This window comes from Synechococcus sp. HK05, assembly GCF_019104765.1.
Taxonomy (GTDB): Bacteria; Cyanobacteriota; Cyanobacteriia; order PCC-6307; family Cyanobiaceae; genus Vulcanococcus.
The window spans coordinates 202,120-219,559 of record NZ_JAHRXJ010000002.1 but is presented as its reverse complement, the minus strand read 5'-3'; the positions used below and the strand labels follow the sequence as shown (position 1 = coordinate 219,559).

At 67.2% G+C, this 17,440-nt stretch carries 20 protein-coding genes; 9 read left to right on the top strand and 11 right to left on the bottom strand.

Annotation, left to right across the window (positions count from 1 at the left end):
• Positions 1-6: 6 nt before the first annotated feature.
• Positions 7-897, bottom strand: coding sequence for an acetylglutamate kinase (argB, locus tag KUL97_RS02330; protein WP_217795360.1), 891 nt, complete (start codon positions 895-897; stop codon positions 7-9).
• 9 nt (positions 898-906) lie between these two features.
• A complete protein-coding gene (locus tag KUL97_RS02325; protein ID WP_217795359.1) occupies positions 907-1,452 on the bottom strand; it encodes a DUF2854 domain-containing protein in 546 nt (181 codons plus the stop codon).
• Between KUL97_RS02325 and KUL97_RS02320 the strand changes: the two genes are divergently transcribed.
• Entirely contained in the window at positions 1,442-1,678 is a 237-nt protein-coding gene (locus KUL97_RS02320) for a hypothetical protein (protein ID WP_217795358.1), read from the top strand. The genes KUL97_RS02325 and KUL97_RS02320 overlap by 11 nt on opposite strands.
• Positions 1,679-1,682: 4 nt before the next feature.
• On the opposite strand, the gene KUL97_RS02315 is transcribed toward KUL97_RS02320, so the two are convergent.
• Positions 1,683-2,168, bottom strand: a complete 486-nt coding sequence (locus KUL97_RS02315) for a single-stranded DNA-binding protein (RefSeq protein WP_217795357.1) — start codon at positions 2,166-2,168, stop codon at positions 1,683-1,685.
• A gap of 32 nt (positions 2,169-2,200) precedes the next feature.
• On the opposite strand from KUL97_RS02315, the gene KUL97_RS02310 reads away from it, so the two are divergent.
• Positions 2,201-2,998, top strand: coding sequence for a precorrin-6A/cobalt-precorrin-6A reductase (locus KUL97_RS02310; protein WP_217795356.1), 798 nt, complete (start codon positions 2,201-2,203; stop codon positions 2,996-2,998).
• Between the two features lie 7 nt (positions 2,999-3,005).
• On the top strand, positions 3,006-3,326 hold the full coding sequence (gene cutA, locus KUL97_RS02305) for a divalent-cation tolerance protein CutA (protein ID WP_217795355.1): 321 nt from the start codon (positions 3,006-3,008) through the stop codon (positions 3,324-3,326).
• Here cutA and KUL97_RS02300 read toward each other — a convergent pair.
• From KUL97_RS02300 to KUL97_RS02285, 4 genes are all read right to left on the bottom strand, one after another.
• The gene (locus KUL97_RS02300; RefSeq protein WP_217795354.1) at positions 3,287-4,294 is read right to left on the bottom strand and encodes an adenosine kinase; all 1,008 of its coding nucleotides are present in this window, start codon (positions 4,292-4,294) and stop codon (positions 3,287-3,289) included. The two genes, cutA and KUL97_RS02300, sit on opposite strands and share 40 nt — an antisense overlap.
• Positions 4,295-4,302: 8 nt before the next feature.
• The gene (locus KUL97_RS02295; protein ID WP_217795353.1) at positions 4,303-5,622 is read right to left on the bottom strand and encodes an adenylosuccinate synthase; all 1,320 of its coding nucleotides are present in this window, start codon (positions 5,620-5,622) and stop codon (positions 4,303-4,305) included.
• A 168-nt stretch (positions 5,623-5,790) separates the two neighbouring features.
• On the bottom strand, positions 5,791-6,198 hold the full coding sequence (gene psb27 / locus KUL97_RS02290) for a photosystem II protein Psb27 (protein WP_217795352.1): 408 nt from the start codon (positions 6,196-6,198) through the stop codon (positions 5,791-5,793).
• Positions 6,199-6,233: 35 nt separating this feature from the next.
• Positions 6,234-8,063, bottom strand: coding sequence for a proline--tRNA ligase (locus KUL97_RS02285; protein WP_217795351.1), 1,830 nt, complete (start codon positions 8,061-8,063; stop codon positions 6,234-6,236).
• Between the two features lie 190 nt (positions 8,064-8,253).
• On the opposite strand from KUL97_RS02285, the gene KUL97_RS02280 reads away from it, so the two are divergent.
• Both KUL97_RS02280 and KUL97_RS02275 read left to right on the top strand, forming a co-directional pair.
• Positions 8,254-8,697, top strand: coding sequence for a hypothetical protein (locus KUL97_RS02280; protein WP_217795350.1), 444 nt, complete (start codon positions 8,254-8,256; stop codon positions 8,695-8,697).
• 330 nt (positions 8,698-9,027) lie between these two features.
• Complete coding sequence (locus tag KUL97_RS02275; protein WP_217795349.1) at positions 9,028-9,543, top strand: inorganic diphosphatase; 516 nt, start codon at positions 9,028-9,030, stop codon at positions 9,541-9,543.
• Here KUL97_RS02275 and KUL97_RS02270 read toward each other — a convergent pair.
• Complete coding sequence (locus KUL97_RS02270) at positions 9,536-10,192, bottom strand: class I SAM-dependent methyltransferase (protein ID WP_217795348.1); 657 nt, start codon at positions 10,190-10,192, stop codon at positions 9,536-9,538. The two genes, KUL97_RS02275 and KUL97_RS02270, sit on opposite strands and share 8 nt — an antisense overlap.
• 130 nt (positions 10,193-10,322) lie before the next feature.
• On the opposite strand from KUL97_RS02270, the gene KUL97_RS02265 reads away from it, so the two are divergent.
• Positions 10,323-10,682, top strand: a complete 360-nt coding sequence (locus KUL97_RS02265; RefSeq protein WP_010307298.1) for a 2Fe-2S iron-sulfur cluster-binding protein — start codon at positions 10,323-10,325, stop codon at positions 10,680-10,682.
• Positions 10,679-11,050 carry a Spx/MgsR family RNA polymerase-binding regulatory protein gene (locus tag KUL97_RS02260; protein WP_217795347.1) on the top strand — a complete coding sequence of 124 codons (372 nt, stop codon included), beginning with the start codon at positions 10,679-10,681 and terminating at the stop codon, positions 11,048-11,050. Before KUL97_RS02265 ends, KUL97_RS02260 begins: the two co-directional genes overlap by 4 nt.
• Here KUL97_RS02260 and KUL97_RS02255 read toward each other — a convergent pair.
• The gene (locus KUL97_RS02255; RefSeq protein ID WP_217795346.1) at positions 11,016-12,482 is read right to left on the bottom strand and encodes a hypothetical protein; all 1,467 of its coding nucleotides are present in this window, start codon (positions 12,480-12,482) and stop codon (positions 11,016-11,018) included. The two genes, KUL97_RS02260 and KUL97_RS02255, sit on opposite strands and share 35 nt — an antisense overlap.
• Positions 12,483-12,544: 62 nt before the next feature.
• Here KUL97_RS02255 and lepB point away from each other — a divergent pair, with 62 nt between their 5' ends.
• Entirely contained in the window at positions 12,545-13,294 is a 750-nt protein-coding gene (lepB, locus tag KUL97_RS02250) for a signal peptidase I (protein ID WP_217795345.1), read from the top strand.
• Here lepB and KUL97_RS02245 read toward each other — a convergent pair.
• Both KUL97_RS02245 and KUL97_RS02240 read right to left on the bottom strand, forming a co-directional pair.
• Positions 13,254-14,552 (bottom strand): dihydroorotase, encoded by a 1,299-nt coding sequence (locus KUL97_RS02245; protein WP_217795344.1) that lies wholly within the window; start codon positions 14,550-14,552, stop codon positions 13,254-13,256. The genes lepB and KUL97_RS02245 overlap by 41 nt on opposite strands.
• On the bottom strand, positions 14,549-15,901 hold the full coding sequence (locus KUL97_RS02240) for a histidine phosphatase family protein (RefSeq protein WP_217795343.1): 1,353 nt from the start codon (positions 15,899-15,901) through the stop codon (positions 14,549-14,551). Before KUL97_RS02240 ends, KUL97_RS02245 begins: the two co-directional genes overlap by 4 nt.
• Before the next feature lie 100 nt (positions 15,902-16,001).
• On the opposite strand from KUL97_RS02240, the gene KUL97_RS02235 reads away from it, so the two are divergent.
• The gene (locus KUL97_RS02235) at positions 16,002-17,429 is read left to right on the top strand and encodes a lysostaphin resistance A-like protein (RefSeq protein WP_368656062.1); all 1,428 of its coding nucleotides are present in this window, start codon (positions 16,002-16,004) and stop codon (positions 17,427-17,429) included.
• The last annotated feature ends 11 nt before the right edge of the window (positions 17,430-17,440 follow it).

Here is a 17,440-nt window from a genome sequence, read left to right as displayed (position 1 = left end):
GACCGGCTAACGGGGCTGGGTGCTTCCCACCACCATGGTGCCGATGCCGGCATCGGTGAACACCTCCAGCAGCAGGGCGTGGGGAGTGCGGCCATCCACGATGTGCGCCGCCGAAACCCCCTGGGCCAGGGCGCGGATGCAGCACTCGGTTTTGGGCGTCATGCCGCCGGCCACCACACCGCTGGCGATCAGGCCGCGGGCCTCGGAGAGCGTCACCGAGCGAATCAACGACTCCGGATCGTCGCGGTTCTGAAGAATGCCGGGGGTGTCGGTGAGCAGGATCAGCTTCTCGGCCTGCAGGGCCGCCGCCAGCTCACCGGCAACGGTATCGGCATTGATGTTGTGGGCCTGGCCGTCGGCATCGGCAGCCACCGAAGAAATCACAGGGATATAGCCCGCCTCCAGCAGCGGGAAGAGCACCGCCGGATCCACGGCGGCCACATCCCCCACCAGGCCATTGCTGCCATCGCCATAGGTGCGGGCCCGCACCAGGCCGCCATCGCTGCCGCACAACCCCACAGCACGGGCGCCGAGGCGGTTGAGGCCATTCACGATCTGCTTGTTCACCCGCCCCACCAACACCATCTCCACCACATCCATGGTTTCGGGCGTGGTGACCCGCAGGCCATTGCGGAACTCGGGCTGAATCTGCAGCCGCCCGAGCCAATCGTTGATTTCCGGGCCGCCGCCATGCACCACCACTGGCTTCACCCCCACCGAGGCGAGCAGCACCAGATCGCGATACACCGCGTCGCGTAGATCGGCGCGCACCATCGCGGCACCGCCGTACTTCACCACCACGCGGCGGCCTGCGAAACGCTGGATATAAGGAAGGGCTTCGCTCAGAACCGACACCCTCAGGGCATCGCTGCGGTCGTGCTGAAGGTCGGCGGTCATGAACGTGGATCAGGCAGGCTGTACGGGCAGCAGTTCCAGCAGCAGCTCGCCGCTGGCAGGCTGGCTCAGGCGGGCCTCCAGGCCCTTATCGAAGAAGCGCCCAAGGCGATCCTGCTTCTCCTGCCAGCGCTCAAAGGGCACGCCTTCGGTGCGGAAACGCAGGGCCAGGCCATAGCGACCATCCACCGCCAGTTCGCTCACGCTTTCGAGCTGGGGAGGTGCCTCCTCATCCCAGAGCTTGAGGGCCTCGAGCGAGCTCTCCAGGTGCGCCTTCTGGCCGTAGCGCCAGCGGGTCACATCCTTCACCAACTTGCGCAGGGTCTGGCTGGCGGGCGCATCCCGCAGGGCCATGGCCTCAGGGGAGGGTGCCAACAGCTGGGCCGGGGGAAGCTCGGAGGATTTGAGTGCCAGGCCGCCCAGCAGGATCGGGATCCCGTAAAAAATCGTGGGCAGGCTCAGGTTGGGGTTGCTGGTGGCGTAGCCGATCCAGCCGATCACCGAGAGGGAGGCCCCAGCGATCGTGACTAGGCTGCCGGGGGAAGCGATGGAAAGCATGGCGACATCTTCGGTCAGCGGGGGGAGCAGCGGCGAACCATCCACCCTTGAACCGTCCACGGCTGAGCTGGTGGAGCAGCTGCGCGCCGATCGCCTCTGGCTGTTGCAGCAGATCGATGGCGGGCGCTGGCCGGAGCTGCGGCTGGATCTCGCTGCGCTCGAGCGGGAGCTGGGTCAGGTGTTGGAGCAGGCCCAGGAGAAGCTCCACCTGCCGGCCAACAACTGAGGCTTTAGAACGGGATTTCGTCTTCCCCTTCAGGCAGGTCCGGCACCAGGGGCGAAGCGTTCCAAGCGGGGGGCTGAGGCGCCGCCGGAGCGGCCGCTGCTGCAGGAGCCGCGGCGGCGCGAGCCGGTGCCGGGACGGCCGCACGGCTGGCCATGGGGGCTGGGGCACCAACGGCTGGGGCGGCACCACCCGCCAGTGGATGCAAGCGCGAAAGGGTGAATTCAGCGCGCTTTTCCTTCACCCCGTCCTGGCGGGTCACGGTGTTCATCCGCAGGCGCCCTTCAACCATCAGGCGCTGACCCACCTGCACCCGGTTCTGCAGGTCCTGCGCGAGGCTGCCCCAGCCCACCACCTTCAGCTGGCCCGGCGGATCATCGGGGCGAAGCCCATCGAACTGCACCGCCATCTCCGCCACCGGAGTTTGGTTGTCCTGGGTGTAGCGCACCTGGGGCGCCTCCAGCACCTCCACCTCCAGCAAGCAATGGTTCACGGCAGTGTTCACAGGCAGGGGGCCACATCCTGATGCACGGGCTGCGTTTGCACCAGGGGGGAGCGGCGGCCGGAGGCCGGATCTGGCTGTTTGCCGGCACGGCTGAGGGGCCGCCATTAGCGGCAACCCTGCTCGAGCGGGGCTGGAGCGTGCGGGTGAGCGTGGTCACCGCGGCTGCGGCGCGTGCCTACCGCCCGCACCCCAACCTGGAGCTACAGGTGGGTGCGATTGGCAGCGACGCTGCCCTGGAGCAACAGCTGAGGGCGTGGCGGCCCCTCTGGCTGGTGGATGCCACCCACCCATTTGCGCTGCAGATCACAGCCCGGCTGGAGCGGGTCTGCCAGCAACGGCAGCAGCCCTGGCTGCAACTCGATCGGCGCGCGTCGTCTTCTCCTGATGCCGATCCACTGGTGCAGCCCCTGCACAACCTGGCCTCGCTGAAGGCGATGGCCCTCAGCGAGGAACGCCTGCTGCTGGCGATCGGGGCACGCCAGCTGCCGCACGCCCTGGCGGCCACCCCCCAGTGCCATCACTACGCCCGGGTGCTCGATCAGCCGGGGAGCCTGCAAGCGGCCCTGGCCTGCGGGCTGCCCGATCACCACATCGCCTGCCTGCGGCCCACCGCCTCGGGGGATGGGCAGTTGGAGGAGGCCCTCTGCCGCCGCTGGCGCATCAGCCGCGTGCTCTGCCGCCAGGGGGGAGGGCGCAGCGAGAGGCTCTGGCGCCAGGTGTGCCAACGGCTGGGGCTGCCCCTGCTGTTGCTGCGCCGCCCCCAGCCTGCCGCCGGGTTGCCCCTGGCCGCGCTGCTGGAGAAGCTGGGGCACCCTTGATCCCCCCATGGCCAACCCCGCGATCCTGGCGCTCACCACCGAAGCCAATCAGGCCCTGGCGGAACAGCTGGCCACGACGCTGTTGGAACGCCAGCTCGCGGCCTGTGTGGCCCTGAAGCCGGTGCACTCGTTCTACCGATGGCAAGGCCGCATCGAGCGAAGCGAGGAGGTGCAAATCCTGATCAAAAGCCACCCAGCCTGCGCGGCCGCCCTGGAGGAGGCGGTGCACAGCCTCCACAGCTACAGCACACCCCAATGGCTGGTGTGGTCGGCGCAGGCCGGGGAGGCCTACGCCGCCTGGCTGAACGAATGCTGCGCCATCAGCTGACGCAGATCCACCTGGGGCCGCGGTCCCAGCTGGGTCACCACCTGCCCGGCGCACAGGGAGCCAAGCCGGCCGCAGGCGTCCACATCCAACCCTTGGGTGTGACCGTGCAGGAAGCCGGCGGCATACAGGTCACCGGCGCCGGTGGTGTCCACCAGGGGGCCAAGTTTCACCGGAGCGATCCGATGGGTACCGCTGCCGTTGAGGATCAACGACCCCTGCTCACTGCGGGTCAGCGCTGCGATGCGGCAGCGGCCGCGCACCTCCTCGGCGGCCTCCTCGAAGCTGTTGGCCTTGTAGAGGGAGGTGATCTCCATCTCGTTGGCGAACAAAATATCGACGTGGCCATCGACCAGCTCCTGGAAGCTCTCGCGGTGACGCTCCACGCAGAAGGCATCCGAGAGGCTGAGGGCCACTTCAGCGCCATGGGCCCGGGCAACTTCAGCCGCAGCGATGAAGGCCCGCTTGGCCTCATCGCTATCCCAGAGATAGCCCTCGAGATAGAGCACCTTGGCCTGGGCCACCATCTCCAGATCGAGGTCGCCGGGATCAAGCCCAACGGATGCGCCCAGATAGGTGCACATGGTGCGCTGGGCATCCGGGGTGACCAGGATCAGGCAACGGGCCGTGGAAGGACCATCGCTGGCCGCAGGGGTCTCGAAACGCGCCCCCACCGAGCGAATGTCATGGGCAAAGATGCTGCCCAGCTGGTCGTTGCGAACCCGGCCGATGAAGCCCGCACGGCCGCCCAGCTGGGCAATGCCAGCAAGGGTGTTGGCGGCTGAGCCACCAGAGGTCTCCAGGCCGGGGCCAACGCTGGCGTAAAGGCGCTCGGCCTGCTGCTCATCCACCAGGGCCATCGTGCCCTTGGTGAGTTCCAGGTTGTCGAGCTGGTCGTCGTCGGCATGCACGAGCACGTCAACGATGGCGTTGCCGATGCCGACAACGTCGAGGGTTTTGGTTGGGGCCATCAAAGGGATCAGCGGCTGAGCAGAGCCCGCTTGGGCCCATGGATCGGATCTTCCACCACGATCGTTTGATCACGGTCGGCGCCGAGCGACACGATCGCAATCGGCACCTCCATCAGCTCCGCCAGGAAGCGCAGGTAGCTCATGGCGGTGGGGGGCAGATCCTCGAGGCTGCGGCAGTCGGCCGTGGAGGTCTGCCAACCGGGCAGAGTTTCGAAGATCGGTTTGCAGCGGGCGAAGTCCTCAGCCGAACTGGGGAAGTGTTCGATGCGCTGTCCATCGAGCTCGTAGGCCACGCACACCTGGATCTCGTCGAGCTCGTCGAGCACATCGAGCTTGGTGATGGCCAGACAATCCAGGCCATTCACTTCCACCGCATAGCGACCGATCACCCCGTCAAACCAGCCGCAGCGGCGGCGGCGGCCGGTGGTGGTGCCGTATTCACCACCGCGGTCGCACAGGTGGTCGTTGAGGCTGCCCTCGAGTTCGGTGGGGAAGGGGCCTTCGCCCACACGGGTGGTGTAGGCCTTGGCCACGCCGATCACCCGGTCGATCAGGGTGGGGCCCACGCCGGCGCCGATGCAAGCGCCACCGCTCACCGGATTGGACGAGGTCACGTAGGGATACGTGCCGTGGTCGAGGTCGAGCAGGGTGCCCTGGGCGCCTTCGAACAGGATGTTCTGGCGGGCACGGGCGGCTTCGTGAATCGCCCGGGTGCAATCCACCACGTGGGGGGCCAAGCGCTGGCCATAGGCCACGTATTCAGCCACCACCGCCTCAAAATCGAGGGGCTCCAGGCCATACAGCTTCTGGAGGGTGTCGTTCTTCTCCGCCAGAGGGCCGGCGAGACGATCGCGCAAGCGCTCCTCATCGAGGATGTCGATGATGCGGATGCCGTTGCGCTGCGACTTATCGGCGTAGGTGGGACCGATGCCCCGGCCCGTGGTGCCGATGCGACGATCACCGCGCTGTTGCTCCATCGCCTGATCGAGCAGGCGGTGGTAGGGCATGGTCACGTGGGCCGTGGAGGCCAGGCGCAGACCATCCACCGGGATGCCGTTCTCGGCGAGCATGTCGAGCTCGCCGATCATCACCTTGGGATCCACCACGGTGCCTGAGCCGATCAGGCAGACCGTGTCGGGATACAGGATTCCGGAGGGGATCAGGTGCAGCTTCAGCACCTTGTCGTCCACAACGATGGTGTGGCCGGCGTTCACGCCGCCCTGATAACGCACCACCACATCGGCGGAGCGGCTGAGGAGATCGGTGATCTTGCCCTTCCCCTCGTCACCCCACTGCGCACCGATGACGACGACGTTGGCCAAGGACACAGCGGCCCGTAGCCGCTTCTAAGCACAAAGAAAGAGGATCTCAGATCGAGCTGCCCTCCGTCAAAGTTTCAGCCGCAGAAGCAGCTGCTTGACACAAAAAAAGCGGCCTGAGGGCCGCTTGGGGATGGGATCGGGATGTGCCCAGAACAAGGGGCTGGAGGGCAGGCCTCAGGCGCCACGCACCACGCCGGTTTCCGCTTTTTTCAGCTCCTTCGACACACGATCGCGCAGGGCATCGGGCACCGGCCGGTTGGGGTAGTTGGCGTAGTGGCCCGCCAGAGAATTGAGGGCGGTCTGCATCGTGGTGAACGAAGCCAGGCCATTCACCTTGGGCTGAGGCCGGTAGCGGGCCATGTAGTCGTTAATCAGCGCGCGGGCCGAGGTTTCCGCCTCGCTGCGCCCCGGATCGTCGGCGGGCAGAGCAATGGTGGCGATCAGGGTGTCGGCCACAGCCACTGTGTCTTCCACGTAGTTGCCGGTGAGGGGCCCACCGCCGGAACAGGCCGTGAGCATCAGCGAAAGGCACAGACACACCGCCACGACGGCTGCTTTGAGTTGACGCCAACCAGCCGCCATGGGGTTCCCGCAAGGATTGGGCGGATCCTATGGCGTCAGGCCGAGGCCAGCCCAGCTCGTTCACGCTCCAGTTGCCCCTGCAGCTGAGCCAACACCTCGGCAGCAGCGAGGTCGCTGCGCTCACCACCGGCGCGCTGCACCAGTTCCACTTGCCCCTCGGCGGCACCGCGGCCCACCACCACACGCCAGGGGATACCCAGCAGGTCGGCATCCTTGAATTTCACCCCGGCGCGCTCCGTGCGGTCGTCGAGCAGAACATCGATGCCGGCGGCCTGGAACTCCGCATAGAGCTGTTCACCGAGCTCGCGCTGGGGAGCGTCAGCCACGTTGGCGATCACCACGATCACCTCAAAGGGCGCGATCGCCGTGGGCCAGCAGATGCCATTGGCATCGTGGTGTTGCTCCACGGCGGCTTGGGCGAGGCGCGACACACCGATGCCGTAGCAGCCCATCCAGAGCGGTTCTTCCTGGCCGGCTTCGTTGGTGAAGGTGGCCTCGAGCGCAGCGGAATACTTGCGGCCCAACTGGAAGATGTGCCCCACCTCAATGCCGCGGCTGGCCTCCAGCTGCTGGCTGGCATCGTGCAGGCAGCGATCACCCGGCTGGGCGGCCCGCAGATCCAGGCTTTCGGGAGCAGGGCAGAGGCCGCCCCAGCTCACGCCCACGCGGTGGGAGTCGAGGCTGTTGGCGCCGCACACGAAGCTCTCCAGGGCGGTGGCGGTGGCGTCAGCCAGGCGCAGGAAGCGGGGCTGCCAGCTGCGAGCGCCCTGGAGCACGGCATCGTCGAGGTGAGGACCCAAGTAGCCAAAGGGAATCGGGGCGAGGCCCTCCTTGCCAGCCGCCTCTGCGGTGAGAGGAGTGATGTCGAGCAACGTGCCGTGCTCGCTGCTGCAGCGGGAGGTCACGGCATTAGCCAGCTTCACCTCATTGAGCTGTTGATCGCCCCGCAGGCTCACCAGCAGGGGCTGCAGACAACCATCTTCAAAGCGAGCCAGCAACAGCAGCACTTTCAGCGTTTGGCTGGGATCAAACCCATGGGCGCTGCACAGCTCCTCAATGGCGGTTTGCCCTGGGGTGGAGAGGGCGTCGCCAGCGCCACCGGCTTGCGCACCACCAGGCAGGGGCACCGCCTCAGCCGGGCGCGACACAGCCCGCTCCTGGTTGGCGGCATAGCGGCCATCGCCACTGGCGAGGATCAGGTCTTCGCCGGCGTCAGCGGTGACCATGAACTCCTGGCTGGCGGAACCGCCGATGGCACCGCTGTCGGCCTCCACCGCCACGGCCCGCAGGCCACACCGGCTGAAGATGCGGCGGTAGGCCTGATCCATGGCCGCATAGGTCTGCTGCAGGCAGGCCTCATCAGCGTGGAAGGAATAGGCATCCTTCATGATGAATTCGCGCCCCCGCATCAGACCAAAGCGCGGCCGAATCTCATCGCGAAATTTGGTCTGAATCTGATAGAGGTTCACCGGCAGTTGCCGGTAGGAGCGCAGCAGATCGCCGGCCAGGGCCGTAATCACCTCTTCATGGGTCGGCCCCAAACCCAGCTCACGGCCCTGGCGATCCTCCAGGTGAAACATGATCCCCTCGCCGGCGGTGTAACCGGCCCAGCGGCCACTGCGCTGCCAGAGCTCTGCCGGTTGCAGCTGGGGCAGGAGGGTTTCCAGGGCGCCGGCGGCGTTGAGCTCTTCGCGCACAATCGCGGAGATCTTCTGCAGCACCCGCCAGAGCAGCGGCAGGTAGGCATAGATGCCGCTGCCCACCCGGCGGATGTAGCCGGCCCGCAGCAGCAGCTTGTGGGAGGGGATCTCGGCTTCGGCGGGGTCATCCCGCAGCGTCACCAGCATCAGGCGGGAGACGCGCATGGGATGCTCAGCACAGAAGGAGGCCGGAAGCTACCACCGAGCTCAGGCCGCAACCGGCTACGGAAGCGCCACAAGGCCCGGGCGAAAGCAGAAAGATTTCCAGTTCAGCAGCGAAAACTCTGCTAACTTCCGCAGCAAGTCCAACCTGTCGCATCCACGTCTCATGCAAGCCCATTCGGTCTCAACGGCAATGGGCGGAGGCGCACAGTTCAACACCACCGCCGAGCCCGGCGTTCCGGCTGGCGAGGTGAACGAGAATCTGATCGGCATCGATGAAGTTCAGCGCTGCCTGAATCGTTCCCGCGCCTCGGTGTATCGCTACACCAACACCGACCCGCGCAATCTCAACCCACCCTTCAATCCCCGCAAGCTCAATCCCGAATACCGCAGCGACCAGAAAGAAGCGCTGCTGTTTCACCCCAACGAGGTGGCCCGCTTTGCCCGCGACGTGCTGCGGATCAAGGAAGTCACCGTTGAGGTGCTCAATTCACCCTCCACAGCAACGCAACAACTGCTGGGCTCGATCCTTGAAGAACTGCGCACGATCCGCAGCCTGCTGAGTGAAGCGGAGGGACGCCCCACCTCGCTGGAAAGCCGCCGCGATCAACATGATCAAGCCCGTCCAGCCGCCTGAACGGCTTTCCGCCCTTGCCAGCTGGGGTGGAAATGTCAAGCTGAGAAGACTTAGCAATCGAACCGCTGGGTTTTCGGCTCGCGGCCCCCTCGGGCTGCCGGCCATGCCCAGCCGCCTGCATGGCTTCAGAACCCCCTCCCCGAGCCTCCGACCAACCGTCTGAGTCGAGCGACGAACCCTTCAGTCCGCCTTATGGTTCCGGCAGCCTGTTCCACACGGCTGCTCCCCTGTTCGGCCTTGTGGTCGCCCTCTTTACTGTTGTGGTGCCCCTGGCAACTGTGATCAGCGATCGCCGCCCGGGCCCCCCATCCCCCTCACCCGCCACTGCCCATGGATTTGCGCAGTCTGCAGGCCTCTCCGGCGCCCGGGCTGGTGAACCTGATGGTGGAGATCCCCGCCGGCAGCCGCAATAAATACGAGTTCAACGCCGAAGCCGGCCTGATGGTGCTGGATCGGGTGTTGCACTCATCGGTGCGCTATCCGTTTGATTACGGCTTCGTGCCCAACACCCTTGCCGAGGACGGGGCTCCGCTCGACGCGATGGTGATCATGGATGAACCCACCTTTGCGGGCTGCCTGATCACCGCCCGGCCGATCGGCATTCTCGACATGGTCGACTGCGGCGCCCACGACGGCAAGCTGCTTTGTGTTCCGGCTGCCGACCCGCGTCAGCGCGACATCTGCAGCATTCGCCAGATCGCGGCCAACCAGCTGGAGGAGGTTGCGGAATTCTTTCGCACCTACAAAAACCTGGAGGGCCGCGTGATCGAGATCACGGGCTGGCTCGATGCGGATGCGGTGCCCGCCCTGCTGGAACGGTGCATCGCTGCAGCGCGGGTTAGCTGAGGCGCTGCAGCAGGAAGCCTTCAAAGCCCAAGGCTTGGAAGATGCGGGCGGGATCACCAAAGCCCGCCGCGTTCACCAAGCTGGTGAGCCGGGCAAGGCCAATCGGATGCAGCCCTTCCTGCAGCGCATCCTCCAGGCCGCTGGCCCGCTGAAAGCCACGCCAGGCCTGATCCAACTGCCCTTCCAGCGAGGGAAGGCTGGTTTGCATCAGATCCACCAGCACCAACTGGGCACCGGGCTTGAGGCAGCGGGCCAGGGCCGTGAGGAAGGCGAGTTTGCTGCCGTCATCCGGGAGTGACTGCAACACCAGCACCGACAGGGCTCCGGCAAAGCGCCCCGCCATCCCGGGGGTATCCACTAGCGCCTCCACGGTGGACTGCTGCCACTGAAGGCCCGGCTGATCGCCCAACCGTTGGCGCGCTTCCTCCAACATGTCGGCGCTGGGATCCAGGGCGGTAAGGCTCCAATCGGGCCGCTGGGCCACCGCCTCCAGCAGCTCCGATCCCGTTCCGCAACCAGCCACCAGCACATCCGCACCCGACTCAGCCGCCACGGGGGAGGCCGCCAACAGGGCCACCGACAGCCGCGCCAGGCTGCCGTAACCGGGGATCACCTGGCTCTGAAGCCGTTCGTAGCCGGAGGTCTGCACTGCGGTCTAGCCAAGACCCCAATGCTAGGCAGGCAGGCCAACGCGGCATTTGGTGTCAGCCCTCAACATCTGGCGCAGAACGCGGCTGCGGCCAGGTAAGTTTGTCGGCGCCGAAGATCCCCGTCCGACCGTGCCCACCATCCGTTTCGAACAGGAAGGCCAGCAGGTCGGATGCATCGAGGGAGCGAACCTGCGTAAGGCCGCCATCGATGCCGGCATCAACCCTTACAAGGGCCTGAACAACCTCAACAACTGCGGTGGCGTGGGCCAGTGCGGCACCTGCGTGGTGGAAGTGGTGGAAGGCATGCAGAACCTCTCCCCCCGCAGCGACGTGGAGCAGGTGTATCTGGCCGATCGCCCCGCCAACTACCGCCTCAGCTGCCGCACCAGCGTGAATGGGGATGTGACCGTTCGCACCCGTCCCCAGGCCGGTACAGGCGCAGGCTCCAACAGCCTCGTGGGCGCTCTCAAGAGCCTGATCGGCAAGTGAGCCAGCGGCTCCGGATCTACAGCTACCCCCAATGCGGCACCTGCCGTAATGCCCTGCAATGGCTCGCCCAGCAGGGCTTTTCTGTGGCAGAAGGCAACCTCGACGTGGTGAACATCACTGAGCAGCCCCCCGGTCTCGAGGAGCTCTCCACAGCCTTTGAGCAACTGGGGCGCAAACGCCTGTTCAACACCAGCGGCCAGAGCTATCGCGCCCTTGGCAGCGCCACCGTGGCCGCCATGGATGACCAAGCTGCCCTGGCGGCCTTAGCGGCCGATGGCAAGTTGATCAAACGCCCCTTCGCCATCACCGCCGGCGGCACCGCCCTGGTGGGATTCAAACCGGAGGAGTGGGAGTCGGCTCTGAGGTGAGCTCATCGAGCTCATCCATGAGGGCGTCGATGCCCGCGCGATTCACCTGGGCCACGTAGTTGAGCTTGAGCTGCTGCAGCAGCCCGCAGAGCAGCTCCTGGCTGCGTTCCAGCGTGCCGGCCTGCTCCAGGGCGGCGGCCAACTCCTCCCAAAAGCGATCAATCGCCTGCTGGAGCAGGGCGCTCTGGCGATCATCGCTGCGGGCCAGGCGCTGGGCCGTGCCACGGGAGAGATCCAGCAGGCTCTCCACCACCCCAGCGGCCAACTGGCGGCTCACGCCGGCGGGCACGATGGCTCCTCCAGGCACATCCCGCAGCTGTTGCTGGAGGGTGTGGCCCAACAGCGACTGCAACTCGGGCGCCAGCCGGGGCGTGACCTGCCCCAGCACCATCGGCCCCCACAGGCGCACCAGATCCACCAGCTGCTGCTCGTCGGCGCCGCTCACGCTTTGGTGGCTGCGCAGGCTGCGAATCCAGCGGGGCCACTGGGAGGAACGCACCAGCGACTGAGTGCCATCCACCAGCTGCAACGCCAGCACCTCAAACAGCTCCAGCGCCAGCAGCGACACCACGGCCCGGCTCACGGCAGCCCGCAGAGGCTCCACATTGATCAGCTGCGCCTGGCTGAGGCGCTCCACCACGGGCACCACCCGCATCCAACGCCAGAAGGGCAGCAGCAGCGGTAAATCAATCCAGCGCCGCAGCAGCGCATCCCGCCAACTCAATCCGGGGAAGCGGCGCCGCATCCGCAGCATGCGCAGCAGGATGTCGAGGCCAAACACGCTCTGGAAGAGCAGCAGATCCAGCCGCCAGAAATGATCGGTGGGGCGGCCGTTCTCATCGATGGAGCGCCAGTAGCTGGTTGCCACCAGCGGCAGCACCTGCTGCTGCCAGAAGCGGCGCTCCTCGCTCCAACGGCGCTGGCTCAGCCAGGCATCGCCCAGCAGCTGAGCCGCGGCCTGTTTGGCGCTTTCATCGGCGGCACGCTGCCGCAAACGGATTTTGATTTTCTCGAGGGTGCCGCTGTTGCCCGAGGCCGCAAACGGGTTCTCATTGATCATCGCCTCGGTGAGCCCCACCAGGCGCTGACGCTGAGCGGCGGTTTGGGCCGGAGTGGCACCTGCCAGCAGGGCCTGATCCAGGCGCTCAAAGGCCTCGAGATAGGCCTGGGTTTCGCGATGGGGCTCGATCCCCTTCACCGGGTCGTAGAGGGGGGTGAGATCGGGCAGCACGCGCAACGGCACCACCAGGGGCACCTGGGGCAGGGGCGTGAGGTTGCGCTGCAGCCAGAAGGTGCGCAGGGGGATGTAGGTGATGTCAAACAACACCAGCACCAGGTTCACCCCGGCCCACAGGGCGACGGCGCGATCCCAGTGGCGCCAGAGCCGCGAGGCCGTGACCCTCTGGGCCGACAACCAACGCGGACGAACCATCTCAAGGCCAGGCAACGGCCCTAATCTGCCTCACTTGCACCTGCATCCGGCAGCACGAGCCCTTGTCCAGCACCGATCAAGACGCGCCCGAATCGCAGGCAGAACCGCAAACCAGCACGCCCCAGGAGAGCCCTTGGGTGTTCTGGCGTGGTGTGCTGATCACCCTGGGCGTGGCCCTCGGCATTCGCCAGACGGTGATTGAGGCCCGCTACATCCCGTCGGGATCGATGTTGCCCGGGCTGCAGCTGCAGGATCGGCTGCTGGTGGAGAAGCTCAGCTACCGCCGCCGCCCTCCCCAGCGCGGCGAGATCGTGGTGTTCCATGCGCCCCACCATTTCGACCCGGTGCTCAAGGCCAACCACCAAGCGGGCCCGCTGCGCTGCCTGCTGGTGAATCTGCCGCTGGTGAACCTGGTGCCGGGCCTGCAGGAGCCGGCCTGCGAGGCCTACATCAAGCGCGTCGTGGCCGTAGCCGGCGACCGCGTGGTGATCAACCCGCGCGGGGAAGTGACGGTGAACGGCCAACGGCTCAACGAGCCCTATGTGAACAACTACTGCGCGGTGGACGAGCAGGGCATGAGCGTATGCCGCACCCTCAATGCCACGGTGCCGCCGGGCCACGTGCTGGTGCTGGGCGACAACCGCGCCAACAGCTGGGATGGCCGCTACTGGCCCGGCGGAGCCTTCCTGCCGGAAACGGAGATCATCGGCCGCGCCTTCTGGCGCTTCTGGCCGCTCGGCACCGCCGGCGATTTAAACAGCCGCGACCCGCTTAAGCCGCAGAAGCCTTCCAGCGCTGGAGCTCAGGGATAAGCCCAGAGGCCAACACCTGACCGGTGAGGCTGCCAGCCGCGCCGGGTTGATTGGCCGCTAAGGGGCCCCAGTGGTCGTCCGCGGGGATCCACGGGCGGTGGGGATCAAACAGCACCCACTGATCGCTACCGAGGCTGAGGCAGGGGGGCTCGAGCCCCAGTAAACGGGCGGGAGCGAAGCACAGCACACGCCAGAGCTGGGCCGCAGTCCAGCCGCGCCGCACCACCAACTCCTGCCAGAGGCCAGGCAGCACGCAGCGATGGCCCGCCACCCCAGGCTTGCGCTGATCCAGCGGCAGCAACTGCTCCTCCGCATCGAGCGCCTGGTGATGCACCGCCACCGCCGTGATCACGCCATCGGCCAGGGCCTGCTGCAGCGCCTGGCGATCGTTGGGTGTGCCCAGGGGCGGCACCACGCGCCAGCCCTCCGCAATCGGATCGAGGCTGCCGCTATCGGCCAGCAGGTGCCACCAGCACACCGTGGCTTCCGGGCGCTGCTCGACGGGGAGCGCCCGCAGCAGGGCCACACCCTCGGCGGTGGAGAGATTCATCAGCTGCAGCCGCCGCGCGGGATGGCGCTGGGCCATGGCCAGCAGGCTCTGCAGCGGCAGGGTTTCGCTGATGCAGGGATCGGTGGGCCAGCCGGCGCGCAGGGCTTCCACCCCCTCGCGCACGAAGCCCCCCTGGCTGAGGCTGGGATCGCGTGGGGCCAGCAGCAGCGGCGCACGGCCGCATTCGGCCAGGGTGAAGCCGCGCTCCAGCAACGCCAACGGGGGCAGCTGATCGGCTTCGGCCAGGCCAATCGCTCCGGCGGCCAGCTGATCGGCATGGGCGGCCAGCTCTGCACCCCCGGCGCCACGGCTGAAGCTGCCCCACAGCAGCAGCTGAAGCCGGCCGAGGGGCACGAGGCCCTGCAAGCGCTCCGGGCGGTCACGCCAGCTCGTGGCCCGGGGCAGCAGCGCCACGGTGCCGTAACCGGCCGCCAAAGCGGAACGCTCCAGGGAGGCCAGGGTTTCGGCGGATCCGGTGGCTGGATCCTCCAGCTCGGAATGGGGATCCACCAGCGGCGGTGCCAGCAACCACTCCTTTGCCTCCAGCAAACTGGCCCCACAGGCCTCTGCCTGCTGGGCCGCCTCCGCACCGATGGCCCGAAGCCTCCCCGCCTGGATGAGCACATCACAACGGCGCAGTTCGGAGCCCTCCGCTTCGAGCAGCTGAACCTGATGCAGCAGCAACGGCTGCTCGGGGTTGGAGGTCATAGAGCGCCGGCGGCGGTGCGATCCAGAACACCCCCAAGATGGGCCGTTTGGTTCAGACACACCACCACCGGAGGCTGATCGGGCCCGTGGGGGTAATCGATCACGGTGACGCCACCGTTGCCTTGTTTCACCGCCCAGATGTCGGCAGGGCCGAGGCCCAGCAGGGCGCAGAGGATGGTTTTGTTCACGGCGTCATGGGCCACCACCAGGGCGGTTTCATCGCTGTGCAGGCTGGCGGCGATGGTGTTCCAGCCCCGCAGGGAGCGATCCCACACGTCGTGGATGGTTTCACCAGCGGGCATCTGCACCGTTTCCGGGGCGCTCTTCCAAGCGGCGAGCAGCTCCCCCCAACCCTCGGAAATCTCCGATTCCAGGCAGCCTTCCCACTCGCCGTGGCCGATCTCCACCAGATCGCGCACGCTGGTGAGCGGAACGCCGGGGTGGTGGCTGAGGATGCCCTCGGCCGTTTGGCGCGGGCGCGACATCGAGCTGGTGTAGGCCCGCTGGAACGCCACCTTGCGTAGGAAATCACCGGCGGCAGCGGCCTGGGCGCGGCCGTTCTCGTTGAGGGGGATATCGATCTGCCCCTGGAAGCGGCCCTGGCGGTTCCAGTCGGTTTCGCCATGGCGCACCAGCAGCAGGCGCGGGCCGGCCCCCTTGGCGGGCAGGCGTCCGCCGCACACCTCGCCGTGGAGATGGGTGGTGCCGTTGAGCGACTCGATCTGCACCGCCACGGCGCCATCGGCCTCGGCGCTGAGGTTGAGCACAGACAGGGAAGCGTTATCGACGCGCAGACGGCGGAACCCCGACGCATCAAGGCCCAGCAGGCTGAGCAACAGGCAGCGCAGGATCGCGTTGTGACCCACCACCAGCACGGTCTGGGATGCAGAGCTGGCAGGGCTGTGCTGGGCAAGCAAGCGATCCACGAAGCGCCGCGCCTGCTCCATCAGCTCGGGAATCGGGGCGTAGCTGCTGCCGTCGGCGCGCTGCAGTTGGAGCTGCTCGGGGTGCTGCTTCCAGGTGCGGTAGGCCTCCGGGAAGCGCTCCTGCACATCCGTGCTGAGCAGGCCGCTCCAGGGAGCGAGATCCACCTCCAGCAGGTCGTCGTCGAGCTGGGGCTCCAGGCCACCACCGTGGGCGGCGAGCAGCGTTGTGGCGGTGTCATGGGCCCGGCGCAGGGGGGAGCTGTAGGCCGCCGTGATCGCTACATCCCGCAGGGCTTCACCAGTAGCCAGGGCCTGCTTTACGCCCTCCTCGGTGAGGCTCGACAGATCGTCGCGGCCCTGAATGCGGTGCTCGAGGTTGAAGCTGCTCAACCCATGGCGAACCAGCAGGATCCGGAGAGACACAGGCGCAGGATTGAGCAAAAGGCATCGTATTTGGTGGGCTTTCAGCCCAACGCCAAACGATGAGATGCTGCGCTGATCAGCACCAGGGAGCAGGCGCAGGGTGACAGGAGCCAACAGGCCCAGCGGCCGAGCGGATGGGGCGGCGCCGAGTTGGAAGGTGGCTTTGGCCCTGGTGAGCCTGGCCCTCAGCCTGCTGCTCTGGCTCAACGGCCTGATCGACAGCCTCAGCCGCCCGTCCGTGGGCAACGATCTCAACCGCCGCCAGCTGGAACTGGCTGTGTTGGCTGAACCCGAGCTGAGCGGTCCCCTGCGCAACGTGCTGGCCGGGCGCAACCCCATCGAAACCCTGCGCAAGGCCATCGCCGATGAGCTCCAGGAGGAGAGGGAAGCGGGCCGCACGCCCGATCCCGATCTGCTGTTGGAACAGGCCCTGCTGTTGCGGCGGCAGCACCAGGGCCAGACCTCTTCAGAGGCCTCTCCTGTGGCATCCGATGCCCTGCTGGCGGAAGTGGCCAGCGGCAGCGGACCCCAGGCCAACCTCGCCCAGGCGCTCCTGGAGCCTCAGGCCACCGCATCACGCGCGCCCAACAGCGCCTTGATCGCCGCGCTGCCCGAAGGCGGCGTGCTGCGCATCTGGAGCTGCGAAGCCCTCTCGCCGGACGCCGCTTGCGGCGCTGCACGGGCAAGCCGCCAAGCCGCTCTGCAGCTGATCGCCGTGAGCGTGCTGCCGGTGGCGTTGTTGGTGGTGGGCAGTGGAACGCTGCTGCGGGAGCTCTGGCAGCGCTGGCGCGGCCGGGCTGCCGACGCCCTGCCCCTGCAAGGCCCTGCGCTCAGTGGCCTCGATGCTGTGCTGCTGATCGCCGGCGGCTTCGTGGTGGTGGGCGAGCTGCTCACCCCCCTGCTGGTGGGCCCCGTGATCGCCGGCCTGCTGCAACGGCTGGCGGTGGCCAGCCCCCTGCGGGAGGGCATCAGCGTGGTGAGCCTCTATCTGGCCCTGATGGCGGGGCCCCTGCTGATCCTGGCGCTGATGCTGCGGGGCAAAGGAGAAGCGGGCTGGCTGCAGTTCCGCTGGACCCCGCTGGGCTTGAGCGTTCGCCAGGCACTGCAGGGGTTGTTGATGGTGCTGCCGCTGGTGAGCCTGGTGGGCTGGCTGCAGGGGCAACTGTGGGGTGATCCGGGTGGCAGCAATCCGCTGCTGGAGCTGGTGCTCAACAGCCACAACGTGCCGGCCCTGGCCTGCTTCGGTTTCACGGCCGTGGTGCTGGCGCCCTTGTTTGAAGAAACGATCTTCCGCGGTGCCCTGCTGCCAGTGGCGGGGCGCAAGCTGGGGGCCACGGGCGGCATCCTGCTGAGTGGCGCGGTGTTTGCCGTGGCCCACCTCAGCCTTGGGGAACTGCTGCCGCTGCTGGTGCTCGGCATCGGGCTCGGCTGGGTGCGCTGGAGCAGCGGGCGGCTGGGCAGTTGTGTGCTGATGCATGCCCTCTGGAACGGCCTCACCTTCGCCAACCTGGTGGTGCTGGGCTGGTAGCCGGCAGGGCG